Source organism: Phytobacter sp. SCO41 (genome assembly GCF_003073275.1).
Lineage (GTDB): Bacteria > Pseudomonadota > Gammaproteobacteria > Enterobacterales > Enterobacteriaceae > Phytobacter > Phytobacter diazotrophicus.
Genome location: NZ_CP027225.1, coordinates 2075760 through 2090328 on the forward strand (window position 1 = coordinate 2075760; position 14569 = coordinate 2090328).

Below are 14569 nucleotides of genomic sequence, written 5' to 3' on the forward strand. Positions count from 1 at the left end.
GGCAGAACAACCATAATGCAAGAAAGTCTACAACTGGTGATCGACTCTGCGCCGTACCTGCTTAAAGGGGCGGTATTTACGCTGCAACTGAGCATCGGCGGCATGTTCTTTGGCCTGCTGCTGGGGTTTGTGCTGGCGTTAATGCGCCTCTCCCCGCTGCTCCCTGTGCGCTGGCTGGCGCGCATCTATATCTCGATTTTCCGTGGTACGCCGCTCATCGCCCAGCTTTTTATGATCTACTACGGGTTGCCGCAATTTGGCATAGAGCTGGACCCGATCCCGGCGGCGATGATCGGTCTGTCGCTCAATACCGCCGCTTACGCCTCGGAAACCTTGCGTGCGGCTATCTCGTCTATCGATAAAGGGCAGTGGGAAGCCGCCGCCAGTATCGGGATGACACCCTGGCAAACGTTACGGCGCGCAATATTGCCACAGGCCGCGCGTGTGGCATTGCCGCCGCTCTCTAACAGCTTTATCAGCCTGGTGAAAGATACCTCGCTGGCGGCGACGATTCAGGTGCCGGAACTGTTCCGTCAGGCGCAACTGATCACCTCACGTACGCTGGAAGTGTTCACAATGTATCTGGCCGCTTCGCTCATTTACTGGGTTATGGCGACGGTACTCTCTGCGTTGCAGAACTATTTTGAAAACCAGTTGAACCGGCAGGAGCGCGATCCGAAATGAGTGCCATCGAAGTGAAAAACCTGGTGAAACAATTCCACGGCCAGACGGTGCTGCACGGCATCGATCTGGACGTGGCGCAAGGGGAAGTGGTGGCTATCATTGGGCCCAGCGGATCCGGTAAAACCACGCTATTGCGCAGTATCAATCTCCTGGAGCAGCCTGAAAGCGGTACGATTCGGGTGGGTGACATAACCATCGATACGGCAAAACCGATAGGACAACAGAAAAATTTGATTCGCCAGTTGCGCCAGCATGTAGGCTTTGTGTTCCAGAACTTCAATCTCTTTCCGCATCGTACGGTGCTGGAAAACATTATTGAAGGCCCGGTCATTGTGAAAGGCGAACCGAAAGAGGAAGCGACAGCGCGGGCACGAGAGTTGCTGGCTAAAGTCGGATTAAGTGGTAAAGAGACCAGCTATCCGCGGCGTTTATCCGGCGGACAACAGCAGCGTGTGGCGATTGCGCGCGCGCTGGCAATGCGCCCGGATGTCATTCTGTTCGATGAACCGACCTCGGCGTTGGATCCTGAACTGGTAGGGGAGGTGCTCAATACCATCAGGCAACTGGCGCAGGAAAAAAGGACGATGGTGATTGTCACCCATGAAATGAGCTTTGCGCGCGATGTGGCGGACCGGGCCATCTTTATGGACCAGGGGCGCATTGTCGAACAGGGCGCTGCAAAGTCGCTATTCGCCAATCCGCAGCAGCCACGCACACAGCAGTTTCTGGAAAAATTCCTGATGCAGTAATGATTCACCGATTCGGCAGCAACTCGCTTTCCGAATCGGTGATTAATGCTAACTTAAGCTAAATTTATTCGTGCGCTTTTAATCATATGCATTGCCAATAAAGATATTTGACCACGCTTCGCCGTCGCGTTTTCCCACAAAAAACAGTGTTTTCTGCCTTATCTGCTCGCCATAACCTGCGAAAATTTTTACTGATTTTCGCTGATACCGATATTTCACACTTATAAAAAAGATTTATGTGTTAATTTAATGTATCCATAATAATGATTATTATTGTCAGGGGTGATATCGGTCAGTATGCAGGATAATGACTTTTTCTCGTGGCGCAGGGAGATGCTGCTACGTTTTCAGGAGATAACGGACAAGGAAGAGGTATATTCAACATTAGAGCAGCAAACGCAGCTGCTTGAATTTGATTTTTTTGCACTGTGTGTCCGACATCCGGTGCCGTTCACGCGCCCGAAAATCAATGTACACACCACGTATCCGGATGCCTGGATGGCGCATTATCAGTCCGAAAATTATTTCGCTGTCGACCCGGTACTCAAACCAGAGAATTTCCTGCACGGGCATTTGCCGTGGAATGACAAATTATTTCACGAGACGCCGGAATTATGGAATGGTGCGCGGGATTTTGGATTACGCAAAGGGATTACGCAGTGTTTGATGCTGCCAAACCACGCAATGGGATTTTTGTCCGTGTCCCGCACAAGTATTCTCCATCATCCACAGCATGATGAAGAGATTGAGTTGCGCCTGCAAACGCTGATTCAGCAAAGCCTGATCACGCTTTCCCGGCTGGGTGACAATATGGTCATTGCGCCAGAAATGAAATTCAGTAAGCGCGAGAAAGAAATTCTGAAATGGACAGCGGAAGGGAAGACATCGGCCGAAATCGCTATGATTTTGTCCATATCTGAGAATACGGTGAATTTTCACCAGAAGAACATGCAGAAAAAATTCAACGCACCGAATAAAACGCAGATTGCCTGTTATGCGGCTGCGACGGGAATTATCTGACCTGAACCTTCGTTCTGCGTGCCAGACGTATACCGGCTGCCAGCTTTTGTAGGCTGCCAGCCGGATTCACTTACTGGCGATAAGCCTGTTTGATCTGCTTCACCGTGTTGGTGAACACCGCCGCCTGGGTTTCATCTTCCAGCGCTGCGATCTGTTTTTCCATTTTAAGGATGACGCGACCTGCATCGGCCTGTCCCATAGCCTGCAACATCAGCGTGATCATCATTTTCAGGCATGAGACTTCCTGAGCCAGTTCCTGGTTATTATCAGCAGTGGAAAAATCAGGTGTGCTCATTTATTTACCTCGTTAAGTTACCGTGCTTAGCGTGACGGTGAATGTCAAAGCGGCGGAGTATACCACAAGCCAGGGGAAAAATAGCAGTGGTTGTTTTTTGCACGTACCCGCTGTCTGGTTTATTAAATTAAACATTAGCCATATATTTAATTTGAATAGTGTAGGCAAAATATATGTTTAATAGAGGTAGAGTGACGGTTAATTATTGTTACAAAGTGCCGCTTTAAATTCCCCATCAGAATAAAACTGTGCGCTCAGGCAGCTTTCCGAAAAGTACTTTTAAACTCGCAAACCTGATATGGCGCGGGGTGTGAAAGTTTCCACAAAATGTACAGGTTAATTTCCAAAAACGAGACCGAAATCGAATGAGTGGCATTTTTTAACTTTCATTAACGCAGCAAAAACCGTTAGTATGTGAAGAATTAGCTTGCAGCAGCGTCATCCCTTTTCTGGAGATATTCCATTGATCAACGTACTTCTTGTTGATGACCACGAACTGGTGCGCGCAGGGATACGACGCATTCTCGAAGATATTAAAGGCATAAAAATTTCTGGCGAAGTTTGTTGCGGCGAGGATGCCGTAAAATGGTGCCGGGCGCATTCTGTCGACGTTGTGTTGATGGACATGAACATGCCGGGCATCGGTGGCCTTGAAGCCACACGCAAGATTGCGCGCGCTAATATCGACACCAAAGTCATCATGCTTACCATTCACACAGAAAACCCGCTTCCGGCGAAAGTAATGCAAGCTGGCGCGTCAGGTTATCTCAGCAAAGGCGCTGCCCCGCAGGAAGTCGTCAATGCGATTCGCTCCGTCCATTCCGGGCAGCGATACATTGCGTCCGACATTGCTCAGCAGATGGCTCTCAGTCAGATTGAACCGGAAAAAACCGACTCACCGTTTGAGAGTTTGTCTGAACGCGAATTGCAGATTATGCTGATGATCACTAAAGGTCAGAAGGTCAATGAGATCTCTGAGCAACTGAATCTCAGCCCCAAAACGGTGAACAGCTATCGTTACCGCATGTTCAGTAAATTGAACATTCATGGTGACGTGGAGCTGACTCACCTGGCGATTCGCCATGGTCTGTGCAATGCGGAGACGTTAGCAAGTCAGTGAATGAAGTTTTCGATTCAAAAGCCTTTCTCAAGACAGTAACCAGCAAGCCGGGTGTCTACCGAATGTATGACACCGGCGGCACAGTTATCTATGTAGGCAAAGCAAAAGATCTTAAAAAGCGCCTCTCCAGTTATTTTCGCAGCAATCTCGCCTCGCGAAAGACAGAAGCGCTGGTTGCACAGATCCAGCAGATTGACGTCACGGTAACCCATACAGAGACGGAAGCGTTACTGCTGGAACACAACTACATCAAGCTTTATCAGCCGCGCTACAACGTGCTGCTGCGCGATGATAAATCCTATCCTTTTATTTTCCTAAGCGGTGATACCCACCCGCGCCTGGCGATGCACCGTGGTGCGAAGCACGCTAAAGGGGAGTACTTTGGCCCGTTTCCTAATGGTTATGCTGTGCGGGAAACCCTGGCGCTCTTGCAGAAAATATTCCCGGTCCGCCAGTGCGAAAATAGTGTCTATCGCAACCGCTCGCGTCCGTGTCTGCAATACCAGATTGGCCGCTGTCTTGGCCCCTGCGTGGCGGGGCTGGTGAGCGAAGAGGAGTACGCACAGCAGGTGGACTATGTGCGGCTGTTCCTTGCCGGTAAAGATGATCAGGTGCTCACGAAACTGATTACCCGGATGGAAAAAGCCAGCCAGGCGCTGGAATTTGAAGAGGCGGCGCGTATTCGCGATCAAATTCAGGCCGTACGCCGGGTCACCGAAAAACAGTTTGTCTCCAATACCGGGGACGATCTGGATGTGATCGGCGTGGCGTTCGATGCTGGCATGGCCTGCGTGCATGTGCTCTTTATTCGTCAGGGCAAGGTGCTGGGTAGCCGGAGTTATTTCCCGAAAGTGCCGAATGGTACTGAACTTGGCGAGGTGGTGGAAACCTTTGTCGGGCAGTTTTACCTGCAGGGAAGCCAGATGCGCACGCTGCCAGGTGAGATCCTGCTTGATTTCAACCTCAATGACAAAACGCTGTTGGCGGATTCGTTGTCTGAGCTTGCCGGACGCAAAGTTAACGTGCAGACCAAACCGCGCGGCGATCGGGCGCGTTATCTGAAGCTGGCACGTACGAACGCCGCGACGGCGCTCAGTACGAAATTGTCGCAGCAGTCGACCGTCCATCAACGCCTGACCGCGCTGGCGACCTTGCTCAAATTGCCGGAAGTGAAGCGTATGGAGTGTTTCGATATTAGCCATACGATGGGTGAGCAGACGGTGGCGTCCTGTGTGGTGTTTGATGCCAACGGGCCGGTACGTGCGGAATACCGGCGATATAACATTACGGGCATCACGCCTGGTGATGATTACGCCGCCATGAATCAGGTGTTGCGTCGTCGTTACGGGAAAGCGATTGAAGAGAACAAAATTCCGGATGTGATTTTGATTGATGGTGGGAAAGGGCAGTTAGGGCAGGCCAAAACGGTATTTGCCGAACTCGACGTCCCATGGGATAAACATCATCCGTTGCTGTTGGGCGTGGCGAAAGGAACAGACCGTAAAGCGGGGCTCGAGACCTTATTCTTTGAACCTGAAGGCGAAGGGTTTAGTCTTCCGCCAGATTCCCCGGCACTGCATGTGATTCAGCATATTCGCGATGAGTCGCACGATCATGCCATCAGCGGCCACCGTAAAAAGCGGGCAAAGGTGAAGAATACCAGTACGCTGGAAACCATCGAAGGTGTTGGTCCAAAACGCCGCCAGATGCTGTTAAAGTACATGGGTGGTCTGCAGGGTTTGCTGAATGCGAGCATTGAAGAAATTGCAAAAGTGCCGGGCATCTCGCAAGGTCTGGCAGAAAAGATCTACTACTCGTTGAAACATTAAGGGCTCTGTAGCAACATAGGGTCAAAATTTACTGACAACAGATAGTTACCGTCATTATGCGATTTAATATCCCTACGTTGCTTACCCTGTTTCGCGTCATACTTATCCCGTTTTTTGTTTTGGCATTTTACCTGCCTTTTCAATGGGCTTCGTTCGCATGCGCGCTGATTTTTCTGGTTGCCGCCGTAACCGACTGGTTTGACGGCTTCCTTGCGCGTCGCTGGAACCAGAGCACGCGCTTTGGCGCATTCCTGGACCCGGTAGCGGACAAAGTAATGGTCGCAATCGCAATGGTGCTGGTAGCAGAGCATTACCATACCTGGTGGGTGACGTTGCCGGCGGCTACTATGATTGCCCGTGAGATCATTATTTCGGCCCTGCGTGAATGGATGGCGGAGCTGGGGAAACGCAACAGTGTTGCCGTCTCCTGGATCGGTAAAGTGAAAACGACCGCGCAGATGACTGCATTGGTCTGGATGCTGTGGCGTCCAAACGAGTGGGTAGAGTGGGCGGGGATTGGTCTGTTCCTGGTTGCTGCGGTACTGACATTGTGGTCGATGTTGCAATACCTGAACGCGGCACGCGGAGATTTGCTTGAACAGTGATCGTTTCGCGTTAATTTTCAGCAAACGATCCGGGTTTTGAAAAATATCGTTGACTCAGTGCGTCAGGTAAGTAGAATGCATCGCATCAGACGGCAGCGTAGCTCGCCAGAAGATAACAAAATCAAGTGATTAGAACAAAACTTGATATTGCGGGAATAGCTCAGTTGGTAGAGCACGACCTTGCCAAGGTCGGGGTCGCGAGTTCGAGTCTCGTTTCCCGCTCCAGTTTACAAGCATCGGCATATTGCGGGTGCTGGTCGAAAGGCCTGAAGAATCTGGCGCGTTAGCAAAGCGGTTATGTAGCGGATTGCAAATCCGTCTAGTCCGGTTCGACTCCGGAACGCGCCTCCAATTTCTTCCCGAGCCCGGGTGGTGGAATCGGTAGACACAAGGGATTTAAAATCCCTCGGCGTTCGCGCTGTGCGGGTTCAAGTCCCGCCCCGGGTACCATGGGAAAGATAAGTATAATCAAAGCAATAAGCAGTGTCGTGAAACCACCTCCGGGTGGTTTTTTTGTTTTTATACACTCCTTTCCGAAGATGCGGCATAAGGTGGTTTTCCCCTGACCGCGTAGCCATTCACGTTTTCTGATCCCCGATAACAGTAACAGTTTTCACTTTTCTTCTATTGTTGCCTGAGGTGTGTCCTCTGGCCGCAGTTTGGCGGCCAGATGAAAGCGTCCATAGCTGACGACATCAACTCACTGAAAATGGGCAACGATGTGCTGCTGCGTTTTAGTTGCTTGCGAAGACTCAGAGGATCCGCTGGAGATCTGCGGGTTCAGCATTCCATTGCCATCAATTCCCAGAGACTTAAGAATTGGAAAGGGCAGCGTCCTCCCTCCAGATTGGGAGATTATAAAAGAAAAAAGCCCGTACTTTCGTACAGGCTCTCATCTGAAATGATGGCGGTGAGGGGGGGATTGACTCGCTTCGCTCGCCCTGCGGGCAGCTTCCTCGCAGGCTCGTCATCTGTCCACCCGGCTGGCGCCGGTTGTCGAACCCGGTCGGGGGTTCTCATCCCCCCCTGGTATGGGAGACTATAAAAGAAAAAAGCCCGTACTTTCGTACAGGCTCTTATCTGAAATGATGGCGGTGAGGGGGGGATTCGAACCCCCGATACGTTGCCGTATACACACTTTCCAGGCGTGCTCCTTCAGCCACTCGGACACCTCACCACATTGTTTTGCTGCCACACCACTGGGGGGGCAACGGGGCGCTACTATAGGGAGTTGCGCTAAAACGGTCAAGCATATTTTCGGTATTGATGATTGTTCGCTTAAGGTATGAGCAACGGCAGGGAAATGATGGCTGGCAATGCGCAGATTCGTCTTGTGGTATCAGGCCCGGTTGTCTGATTTCCCCCGGATGCGCTGGCGCTTATTCGGGCTACCGGATAACGGTGCGCACTGAACCGATCATAGGGGCGAGGGGAAATAAAAGCACATTGCTGGCATTTGAACTTTCATTGGGTTCTCATCCCCCCGGTAGGAGACTATAAAAGAAAAAAGCCCGTACTTTCGTACAGGCTCTTATCTGAAATGATGGCGGTGAGGGGGGGGATTGACTCGCTTCGCTCGCCCTGCGGGCAGCTTCCTCGCAGGCTCGTCATCTGTCCACCCGGCTGGCGCCGGTTGCCGAACCCCGGTCGTGGGTTCTCATCCCCCCCTGGTGTGGGAGATTATAAAAAGAAAAAAGCCCGTACTTTCGTACAGGCTCTTATCTGAAATGATGGCGGTGAGGGGGGGATTGACTCGCTTCGCTCGCCCTGCGGGCAGCTGCCTCGCAGGCTCGTCATCTGTCCACCCGGCTGGCGCCGGTTGTCGAACCCGGTCGGGGGTTCTCATCCCCCCTGATATGGGAGACTATAAAAAGAAAAAAGCCCGTACTTTCGTACAGGCTCTTATCTGAAATGATGGCGGTGAGGGGGGGATTGACTCGCTTCGCTCGCCCTGCGGGCAGCTTCCTCGCAGGCTCGTCATCTGTCCACCCGGCTGGCGCCGGTTGTCGAACCCGGTCGGGGGTTCTCATCCCCCCTGATATGGGAGACTATAAAAAGAAAAAAGCCCGTACTTTCGTACTGGCTCTTATCTGAAATGATGGCGGTGAGGGGGGGATTCGAACCCCCGATACGTTGCCGTATACACACTTTCCAGGCGTGCTCCTTCAGCCACTCGGACACCTCACCACATTGTCTTCCCGATGTTGTCGGGACGGGCGCTAATGTAGGGAAAACCGGCACTTCCGTCAATCTTCTTTTTCAATAAATTAGCGCGTTTAGACAAACTTCAATCAACTTGCTTCTTAAATGTTCTGAAACTGGCTTTTTTCCCCGCGAAACACTTTTATGAAGACTTTCAGTGATATTTGCTAAGGTGATGTGTGAACATAATCATCTAACAAAACGGCAAGTAAACCCGACATTTACCGGGAAACAACACCATCAATCTGGAGCAGAAATGGAGATTATCTTTTATCACCCGACCTTCGATCCCGCCGCCTGGCTGCCAGCATTGCGCAAGGCATTACCCGGCGCGAACGTACGTGAATGGCGCGAGGGTGATGATGGCCCTGCCGATTATGCGCTGGTCTGGCATCCGCCTGTTGAAATGCTACGCGGTCGTGAGCTCAAAGGGGTGTTTGCGCTGGGGGCAGGCGTCGACTCTATTCTGAGTAAGCTCAAGGCGCATCCGGAAATGCTGGCGCAACACATCCCGCTATTTCGCCTGGAAGATACTGGTATGGGATTGCAGATGCAGGAATATGCGGTGAGCCAGGTACTGCACTGGTTCCGTCGGTTTGATGATTACCAGGCATTAAAACAGCAGGCCAGGTGGCTGGAGCTGGAGGAATATCGGCGCGAAGATTTTACCATTGGCATCCTTGGCGCCGGAATACTGGGGGCGAAAGTGGCCGCCAGCCTGAACGCCTGGGGTTTTCCGCTACGCTGCTGGAGTCGGTCACGTAAAGATCTGCCGGGCGTGGTCAGTTTTGCAGGGGCGGAAGAGTTTGGCGCGTTTCTGCACGGAACACGCGTATTGATAAATTTACTGCCTAACACCCCAGAAACGGTGGGGCTCATTAACCTGAGCGTGATAAACCAACTGGCGGACAATAGCTATATTATGAACCTGGCGCGCGGTGTTCACGTTGTTGAAGACGATCTTCTGCAGGCGCTTAATAGCGGCAAAGTGAAAGGAGCAATGCTGGATGTCTTTAGCCGCGAGCCGCTGCCAGCCGACCATCCGCTCTGGGCGCATCCCCGCGTTGCCATGACGCCACATATTGCGGCCACCACCCGTGCAGATGAGGCCATTGCTTTTATTGCTACAGCAATCGACAAACTTGAACGTGGCGAAAGGGTGAAAGGTCGTGTCGATCGCCTTCGCGGTTATTAATGACACTTGCGTGTCAGACCGGGTTTTTCATTAAAAATGGCGGCGATAACTGCTATCCTTGCACAAACAACTACAGGAGAGTTTCATGTATCCCGTTGACCTGCATATGCATACCGTCGCCAGCACCCACGCCTATAGCACCCTGCAAGACTACATTACCGAAGCAAAGCATAAAGGGATTAAGCTTTTCGCTATCACCGATCATGGCCCAGATATGGATGATGCGCCGCACCATTGGCACTTCATTAACATGCGTATCTGGCCACGCGTTGTGGATGGCGTAGGCATTCTGCGCGGCATTGAAGCCAACATCAAAAATATTGAAGGGGAAATCGATTGTAGCGGTCCTATGCTGACGTCGCTCGATCTGATCATTGCGGGTTTTCACGAACCGGTGTTTGCCCCACAGGATAAAGACACCAATACTCAGGCGATGATTGCGACAATGGCGAATGGTTATGCGCATATCATCAGCCATCCGGGTAATCCAAAATATCCGGTGGACATCCCGGCGATTGCCGCTGCTGCCGCGAAGTACAACGTGGCGTTGGAAATCAACAACTCCTCTTTCCTTCATTCGCGGAAAGGCAGTGAAGCGAATTGCCGTGCGATTGCTGCCGCCGTGCGTGATGCGGGCGGATGGGTTGCGCTGGGTTCCGACTCGCATACAGCATTTACGCTGGGTGAATTTGCGCAGTGCCGTGAAATCCTTGATGAGGTCGACTTCCCGGAAGATCGTATTCTGAATGTCACACCGCGCCGGATGCTGAGCTTCCTTGAAGCGCGCGGAATGACGCCCATTACTGAATTTGCCGACTTTTAATTAGCCACTGGAATCATTGCATGAACGAATTTTCCATCCTTTGCCGCGTACTGGGTTCACTGTTTTATCGTCAGCCACAGGATCCCTTACTCGTGCCGCTCTATACCCTCATACGTGAAGGGAAGCTGGCGCAAAACTGGCCGCTGGAGCAGGATGAAATGCTGGAGCGTCTGCAAAAGAATTGTGACGCGCAGGGGTTGGCCGCTGATTTCAACGCGCTGTTTGTCGGCAACGAGTGCCGCGTTTCCCCGTATCGCAGCGCATGGGTGGATGGGGCTACGGAAGCCGAAGTGCGAGCATTTCTCTCGACTCGCGGTATGCCGCTGACAGACGCACCTGCGGACCATTTTGGCACGTTGCTGCTGGCCGCCTCCTGGCTTGAAGATCAGTCAGCAGAAGATGAAAGTGAAGTGCTGGAAACGCTCTTTGCAGAATATCTGCTGCCGTGGTGTGGCACCTTCCTCGGTAAGGTGGAAGCGCATGCGACTACCCCATTCTGGCGTACTATGGCGCCGCTGACGCGTGATGCTCTCTCTGCCATGTGGGATGAGTTGCAGGAATCCGCAGAGGAATAAAGTGTGATTTTAATCACATTTAATATGCAACTGGAAGTGTGATATTGCAATTATTGCGTCTCCTGTCACATAAATAAGGTGCGTATCTGCTAAGATGCGCGCCATGAACATACTCCTCTCTATTGCATTAACAACAGGTATTCTCTCCGGTCTCTGGGGTTGGGTTGCCGTCTCTCTCGGTCTGATCGGCTGGGCCGGATTCCTTGGCTGTACCGCCTACTTTGCCTGTCCGCAAGGTGGCCTTAAAGGCCTGTTAATCTCTGCCTGCACGTTAATGAGCGGGGTGGCCTGGGCGCTGGTAATTATTCACGGTAGCGCGCTGGCTCCGCATCTTGAGATTGTAGGGTATGTCATGACCGGGCTGGTGGCGTTTCTGATGTGTGCCCAGGCGAAAAATCTGCTGCTTTCTTTCGTTCCGGGTACCTTTATTGGCGCGTGCGCGACATTTGCGGGGCAGGGCGACTGGCGCATGATAGTGCCTTCGCTTGTGGTCGGGTTGTTGTTTGGTTATGCCATGAAAAACAGCGGCCTGTGGCTCGCAGCCCGTAACGCTGGTGATATGACAAAAGAACAAAAAAAAGCGTGACGATTTAACCCGTCACGCTTTTTCTGCGTTTGCCATCAGGATTCCGGAGGCATCGCCGCCATCTCGCGATATTTAACCAGCACTTCGTTTTTGTTTTCTGCCTTGTTTTGCAGATCCCAAAGCCCACGGTCGATACCGTCGTTAATCAGTAAAATCACCCCTGTCTCAATCGCTGACATCAGGCAAAGCATGACCGGTTCGTTAGCCGTGTAGCCCACCTCGCCTTCCAGCAGACGCTGATAATCAATAAAGCGGAATACCCCGGCCTGCACTTCATAGGACAAAATAGTCTTGCTGGTATTCACTGACGAAAGCACTTCCCCGGTACTCACGTTGACCACTCGCAGGTTAACGGCAATCTGGTCGAGCTGATATTGCGTGTCCGCACCTATACCAAAATATCGCGCGCCAACGCCCCCCGATTTCACGTTACTTTCATAACCGATAATCGAGCCCTCAATCATGACATTTGCTGCGGTCAATGACTGGAGCGGGAAGCGGTTATTAATTGCAACCGTGCCATTTTCCTGCGCCGCGCGAATGATTTTGCGCTCATTCAGTAAATTCTGCAGCCCCTGGCGTTCCAGTGGAACAAACCAACGTGAATCTTTTAGCGCCGTCACCAGCATGGAGGTCGCACTCTGCGGAACGGCGGTCGAGAAGTTACTGGCCGGATAGGGTTTAAACTGCCCGGTTTCATCCTGAATGTTATACACCGACACATATATTTTACCGGAAGGCAGTGGCAAATGTGTCAAATCACTGTAGCTTTGTGCCCGAGGTAATAACGTAGGTTTGGCGGCTTGTTTTGGCGGCGCAGTTAAGCATCCGCTTAATAAACACACGGCCAGAAGTATGAATAAGCGCTGCATGATTATTGTCCTGTAATGGCGATGCTTTAAAAATCGGTAGAACCGTTTTGTAAACCTGAAACCTGAATAGTCGACGTTTTGCCTGTTTTTCTGTCAGTTACATTTAATTGTAACTGTCCATCTTTGTTGGCAATATCAACAATAAAGTCGCTGGTTACCATTCGACCTGGTTTACCGGAATTTATATTTGTTAATAACCCACCCAGTATTTGTGATTGAATAGCCTGAGTAAAATTATCAAGCGCTGATGTGCTCTCAACGCCAAGATCTTTATAGCTGGGATCTTTATAAGAGTTTTGAGCCTGTGCGCTATTTAATAAAAAAGCGCCATTATTAGGGTTGCCACCGAAATTAGGATTACGGAACTGAAATGTCATTTGTCCCGCCCAACTTAATGGTGTTATCAACATTAATGAAATGACGGCATATGCGATACGCATGTTACCCTCCGGATATTTATCGTGTTTTAGAATTCATCTGTCGCTAAATCGCGGGTGCTCAGTAGTGCCTGATCAATTTGGCGACGGTCGAGTGCTTCGTGTGTCTGTGCAAGTGCAATATCAACGTTCTTTTCAAAATCGCGCCGCGTTGGGAACATAAAATTCTGATAAACAACACTTTGATTAATCGTGATGGTTATCCAACTTCCCCAGCGAGCACTTGGTCTTTCATTGATAGTTAAATTCCCTGTCCAGGTACTTTCCCATTTATCACTAAAAGCACGATAAAAATCGTGTCCGATCGAAGAAACCGTATGGTCGGTTAATAAACCGGGAATCTCCACTTCGACAGCGTGCAGATTCCCGGCGGCGAGCAATAATGTTGCTGCCGCAAGGTAATGCGATGCGCGTTTCATGGCGTTAACGCCTGAGATTATCGTTGGCCCAGGAGACTGCCTGAGTTCGGTTTTTAACCGCTATCTTTTTGAAAAGATTATAAAGATGCGTTTTTACCGTATTCTCGCTAATAAACAGAGAGCGGGCGATTTCAATGTTGGATGCGCCAATGCGCAACTTATTCAAAATCTCTTTTTCTCTGTGGGTCAGCAATGCCGACTCCGAACTGCTATAACGATAATTTCCAGAGTGGGTAATTAAGTAGCTGGCAAGCTTTTGTGAAAAGTAACACTCGCCGCGCTGGATCCCTTGTAATCCCTCAACCATGCGGGATTCGTCTTCCGAGACGTAAAATACCCCATTGATATGTGGCCAGTTTTCGATTTCACGGAACGGATAGTCATCAGGCGTATTCATTAACAATAACTTTAGGTTATTGTTTTTTCTGGACAAAACGTCCTGCCAGTATTGAATGATTTTCTTATCCGCCTCCATCATATCGAATAACACCAGGCAATCACTGGGGATATCATCCAGAGAGCGTTGAATATTATGCAATTTTCCTGTCATCGACAGAGAATGTTTCAGATGCTGCAACAAGGCTGTTGCCTGCAGAGAGGGTTTGGTAATTAACAACAATGCATGATTGTACGAACTTTGGACTTCACTGAACATGATGAAACCCCGCGTTTAGGACATCCGCAGCTTCCCCACCAAAAAGGTGGGGAACCAGAGGTACTGACAGATGTTGTGTTGCTGTGTGTAGTAATAAATACTTAATCCCTAACAATTAAGGGAAATTAATAAATCTAAATGAGTGCTGCTAATTCCAATCTAGTCATTGCCATTCTTAAAGCAAGTGTTAAACATGTAACGTAATGTAAAAATAAATATTAAAATATTTCTCAAGTGATTTTTTATTGTTTATTTTTGATAGGTAAGTTGTACACGAAATCATACTTGCACAAATTTAAAAAATCATACAAATTATTGTATGTCATTGTATTTTAATTATATTTCTAGTAATTAAAAAGTAGCATCATTCATACCATAACAAAGATTTTGGTATGAGGGATGATGTCCAATTTGTGCATCGAAAAAAAGGAGGCATTGTGAAGGTCGAACGAAGAAATGTTATCTCCTTCGCAGAACATACTTACTGATTACCTCGTTACAAC

At 50.1% G+C, this 14569-nt stretch carries 15 protein-coding genes, 5 tRNA genes and 2 other RNA genes; 13 read left to right on the plus strand and 9 right to left on the minus strand.

Translation table 11 applies throughout. The features are described from left to right. The first annotated feature begins 15 nt into the window (after window positions 1-15). From tcyL to sdiA, 3 genes are all read left to right on the plus strand, one after another. On the plus strand, window positions 16-684 hold the full coding sequence (gene tcyL / locus C5523_RS10035; RefSeq protein WP_041851806.1) for a cystine ABC transporter permease: 669 nt from the start codon (window positions 16-18) through the stop codon (window positions 682-684). After that, window positions 681-1433: an L-cystine ABC transporter ATP-binding protein TcyN gene (gene tcyN / locus C5523_RS10040; RefSeq protein WP_079496411.1), complete on the plus strand. Its 753-nt coding sequence runs from the start codon at window positions 681-683 to the stop codon at window positions 1431-1433. Before tcyL ends, tcyN begins: the two co-directional genes overlap by 4 nt. A 297-nt stretch (window positions 1434-1730) precedes the next feature. Continuing rightward, window positions 1731-2453: a transcriptional regulator SdiA gene (gene sdiA / locus C5523_RS10045; protein WP_041851804.1), complete on the plus strand. Its 723-nt coding sequence runs from the start codon at window positions 1731-1733 to the stop codon at window positions 2451-2453. 70 nt (window positions 2454-2523) lie between these two features. Here the strand turns inward: sdiA and C5523_RS10050 are convergent, their stop codons facing one another. Beyond that, window positions 2524-2748, minus strand: coding sequence for a DUF2594 family protein (locus tag C5523_RS10050; protein WP_071196383.1), 225 nt, complete (start codon window positions 2746-2748; stop codon window positions 2524-2526). Window positions 2749-3211: 463 nt separating this feature from the next. Between C5523_RS10050 and uvrY the strand changes: the two genes are divergently transcribed. The 6 genes from uvrY to C5523_RS10080 all read left to right on the plus strand — a co-directional run bounded on the left by uvrY (window position 3212) and on the right by C5523_RS10080 (window position 6752). Beyond that, the gene (uvrY, locus tag C5523_RS10055) at window positions 3212-3868 is read left to right on the plus strand and encodes a UvrY/SirA/GacA family response regulator transcription factor (protein ID WP_041851802.1); all 657 of its coding nucleotides are present in this window, start codon (window positions 3212-3214) and stop codon (window positions 3866-3868) included. Further along, the gene (uvrC, locus tag C5523_RS10060; RefSeq protein ID WP_041851801.1) at window positions 3865-5697 is read left to right on the plus strand and encodes an excinuclease ABC subunit UvrC; all 1833 of its coding nucleotides are present in this window, start codon (window positions 3865-3867) and stop codon (window positions 5695-5697) included. Before uvrY ends, uvrC begins: the two co-directional genes overlap by 4 nt. A 56-nt stretch (window positions 5698-5753) precedes the next feature. Further along, window positions 5754-6302, plus strand: coding sequence for a CDP-diacylglycerol--glycerol-3-phosphate 3-phosphatidyltransferase (pgsA, locus tag C5523_RS10065; RefSeq protein WP_041851800.1), 549 nt, complete (start codon window positions 5754-5756; stop codon window positions 6300-6302). A 149-nt stretch (window positions 6303-6451) separates the two neighbouring features. Further along, window positions 6452-6527 (plus strand) — tRNA-Gly (locus C5523_RS10070). Window positions 6528-6579: 52 nt separating this feature from the next. After that, a tRNA-Cys gene (locus C5523_RS10075) sits at window positions 6580-6653 on the plus strand. Window positions 6654-6665: 12 nt separating this feature from the next. Next, a tRNA-Leu gene (locus tag C5523_RS10080) sits at window positions 6666-6752 on the plus strand. A 455-nt stretch (window positions 6753-7207) separates the two neighbouring features. Here C5523_RS10080 and C5523_RS10085 read toward each other — a convergent pair. From C5523_RS10085 to C5523_RS10100, 4 genes are all read right to left on the minus strand, one after another. Beyond that, window positions 7208-7343, minus strand: a non-coding RNA gene (locus C5523_RS10085) — RtT sRNA. 48 nt (window positions 7344-7391) lie between these two features. Then, window positions 7392-7479: transfer RNA gene (locus C5523_RS10090), tRNA-Ser, on the minus strand. Window positions 7480-8033: 554 nt separating this feature from the next. Beyond that, window positions 8034-8169: non-coding RNA, RtT sRNA (locus tag C5523_RS10095), on the minus strand. Between the two features lie 232 nt (window positions 8170-8401). Further along, window positions 8402-8489 (minus strand) — tRNA-Ser (locus C5523_RS10100). A gap of 271 nt (window positions 8490-8760) precedes the next feature. Between C5523_RS10100 and ghrA the strand changes: the two genes are divergently transcribed. From ghrA to C5523_RS10120, 4 genes are all read left to right on the plus strand, one after another. Then, window positions 8761-9699: a glyoxylate/hydroxypyruvate reductase GhrA gene (gene ghrA / locus C5523_RS10105; protein WP_041851782.1), complete on the plus strand. Its 939-nt coding sequence runs from the start codon at window positions 8761-8763 to the stop codon at window positions 9697-9699. Window positions 9700-9784: 85 nt separating this feature from the next. After that, window positions 9785-10522, plus strand: coding sequence for a phosphatase (locus C5523_RS10110; RefSeq protein ID WP_041851781.1), 738 nt, complete (start codon window positions 9785-9787; stop codon window positions 10520-10522). Window positions 10523-10542: 20 nt separating this feature from the next. Beyond that, window positions 10543-11097: a molecular chaperone gene (locus C5523_RS10115; protein ID WP_108701051.1), complete on the plus strand. Its 555-nt coding sequence runs from the start codon at window positions 10543-10545 to the stop codon at window positions 11095-11097. A 103-nt stretch (window positions 11098-11200) separates the two neighbouring features. Then, window positions 11201-11683 carry a DUF1097 domain-containing protein gene (locus C5523_RS10120; protein ID WP_125124331.1) on the plus strand — a complete coding sequence of 161 codons (483 nt, stop codon included), beginning with the start codon at window positions 11201-11203 and terminating at the stop codon, window positions 11681-11683. 35 nt (window positions 11684-11718) lie between these two features. Here C5523_RS10120 and csgG read toward each other — a convergent pair whose 3' ends face one another. From csgG to csgD, 4 genes are read right to left on the minus strand one after another with little or no spacing between them, the layout of a single operon-like run. Then, entirely contained in the window at window positions 11719-12555 is an 837-nt protein-coding gene (gene csgG, locus C5523_RS10125; protein ID WP_041851778.1) for a curli production assembly/transport protein CsgG, read from the minus strand. Window positions 12556-12581: 26 nt separating this feature from the next. Further along, window positions 12582-12995, minus strand: a complete 414-nt coding sequence (gene csgF, locus C5523_RS10130) for a curli production assembly/transport protein CsgF (RefSeq protein WP_041851777.1) — start codon at window positions 12993-12995, stop codon at window positions 12582-12584. 26 nt (window positions 12996-13021) lie between these two features. Beyond that, entirely contained in the window at window positions 13022-13411 is a 390-nt protein-coding gene (gene csgE, locus C5523_RS10135; RefSeq protein WP_108701052.1) for a curli production assembly/transport protein CsgE, read from the minus strand. Window positions 13412-13415: 4 nt separating this feature from the next. Next, window positions 13416-14066, minus strand: coding sequence for a biofilm master transcriptional regulator CsgD (gene csgD / locus C5523_RS10140; RefSeq protein WP_041851775.1), 651 nt, complete (start codon window positions 14064-14066; stop codon window positions 13416-13418). Between the last annotated feature and the right edge of the window lie 503 nt (window positions 14067-14569).

Excerpts from the sequence above, each read along its gene's own strand:
- tcyL (WP_041851806.1), top strand. The coding sequence starts at position 16 with ATGCAAGAAAGTCTACAACTGGTGATCGACTCTGCGCCGTACCTGCTT.
- tcyN (WP_079496411.1), top strand. The coding sequence starts at position 681 with ATGAGTGCCATCGAAGTGAAAAACCTGGTGAAACAATTCCACGGCCAG.
- sdiA (WP_041851804.1), top strand. The coding sequence starts at position 1,731 with ATGCAGGATAATGACTTTTTCTCGTGGCGCAGGGAGATGCTGCTACGT.
- C5523_RS10050 (WP_071196383.1), bottom strand. The coding sequence starts at position 2,748 with ATGAGCACACCTGATTTTTCCACTGCTGATAATAACCAGGAACTGGCT.
- pgsA (WP_041851800.1), top strand. The coding sequence starts at position 5,754 with ATGCGATTTAATATCCCTACGTTGCTTACCCTGTTTCGCGTCATACTT.
- ghrA (WP_041851782.1), top strand. The coding sequence starts at position 8,761 with ATGGAGATTATCTTTTATCACCCGACCTTCGATCCCGCCGCCTGGCTG.
- C5523_RS10110 (WP_041851781.1), top strand. The coding sequence starts at position 9,785 with ATGTATCCCGTTGACCTGCATATGCATACCGTCGCCAGCACCCACGCC.
- C5523_RS10115 (WP_108701051.1), top strand. The coding sequence starts at position 10,543 with ATGAACGAATTTTCCATCCTTTGCCGCGTACTGGGTTCACTGTTTTAT.
- C5523_RS10120 (WP_125124331.1), top strand. The coding sequence starts at position 11,201 with ATGAACATACTCCTCTCTATTGCATTAACAACAGGTATTCTCTCCGGT.
- csgG (WP_041851778.1), bottom strand. The coding sequence starts at position 12,555 with ATGCAGCGCTTATTCATACTTCTGGCCGTGTGTTTATTAAGCGGATGC.
- csgF (WP_041851777.1), bottom strand. The coding sequence starts at position 12,995 with ATGCGTATCGCATATGCCGTCATTTCATTAATGTTGATAACACCATTA.
- csgE (WP_108701052.1), bottom strand. The coding sequence starts at position 13,411 with ATGAAACGCGCATCGCATTACCTTGCGGCAGCAACATTATTGCTCGCC.
- csgD (WP_041851775.1), bottom strand. The coding sequence starts at position 14,066 with ATGTTCAGTGAAGTCCAAAGTTCGTACAATCATGCATTGTTGTTAATT.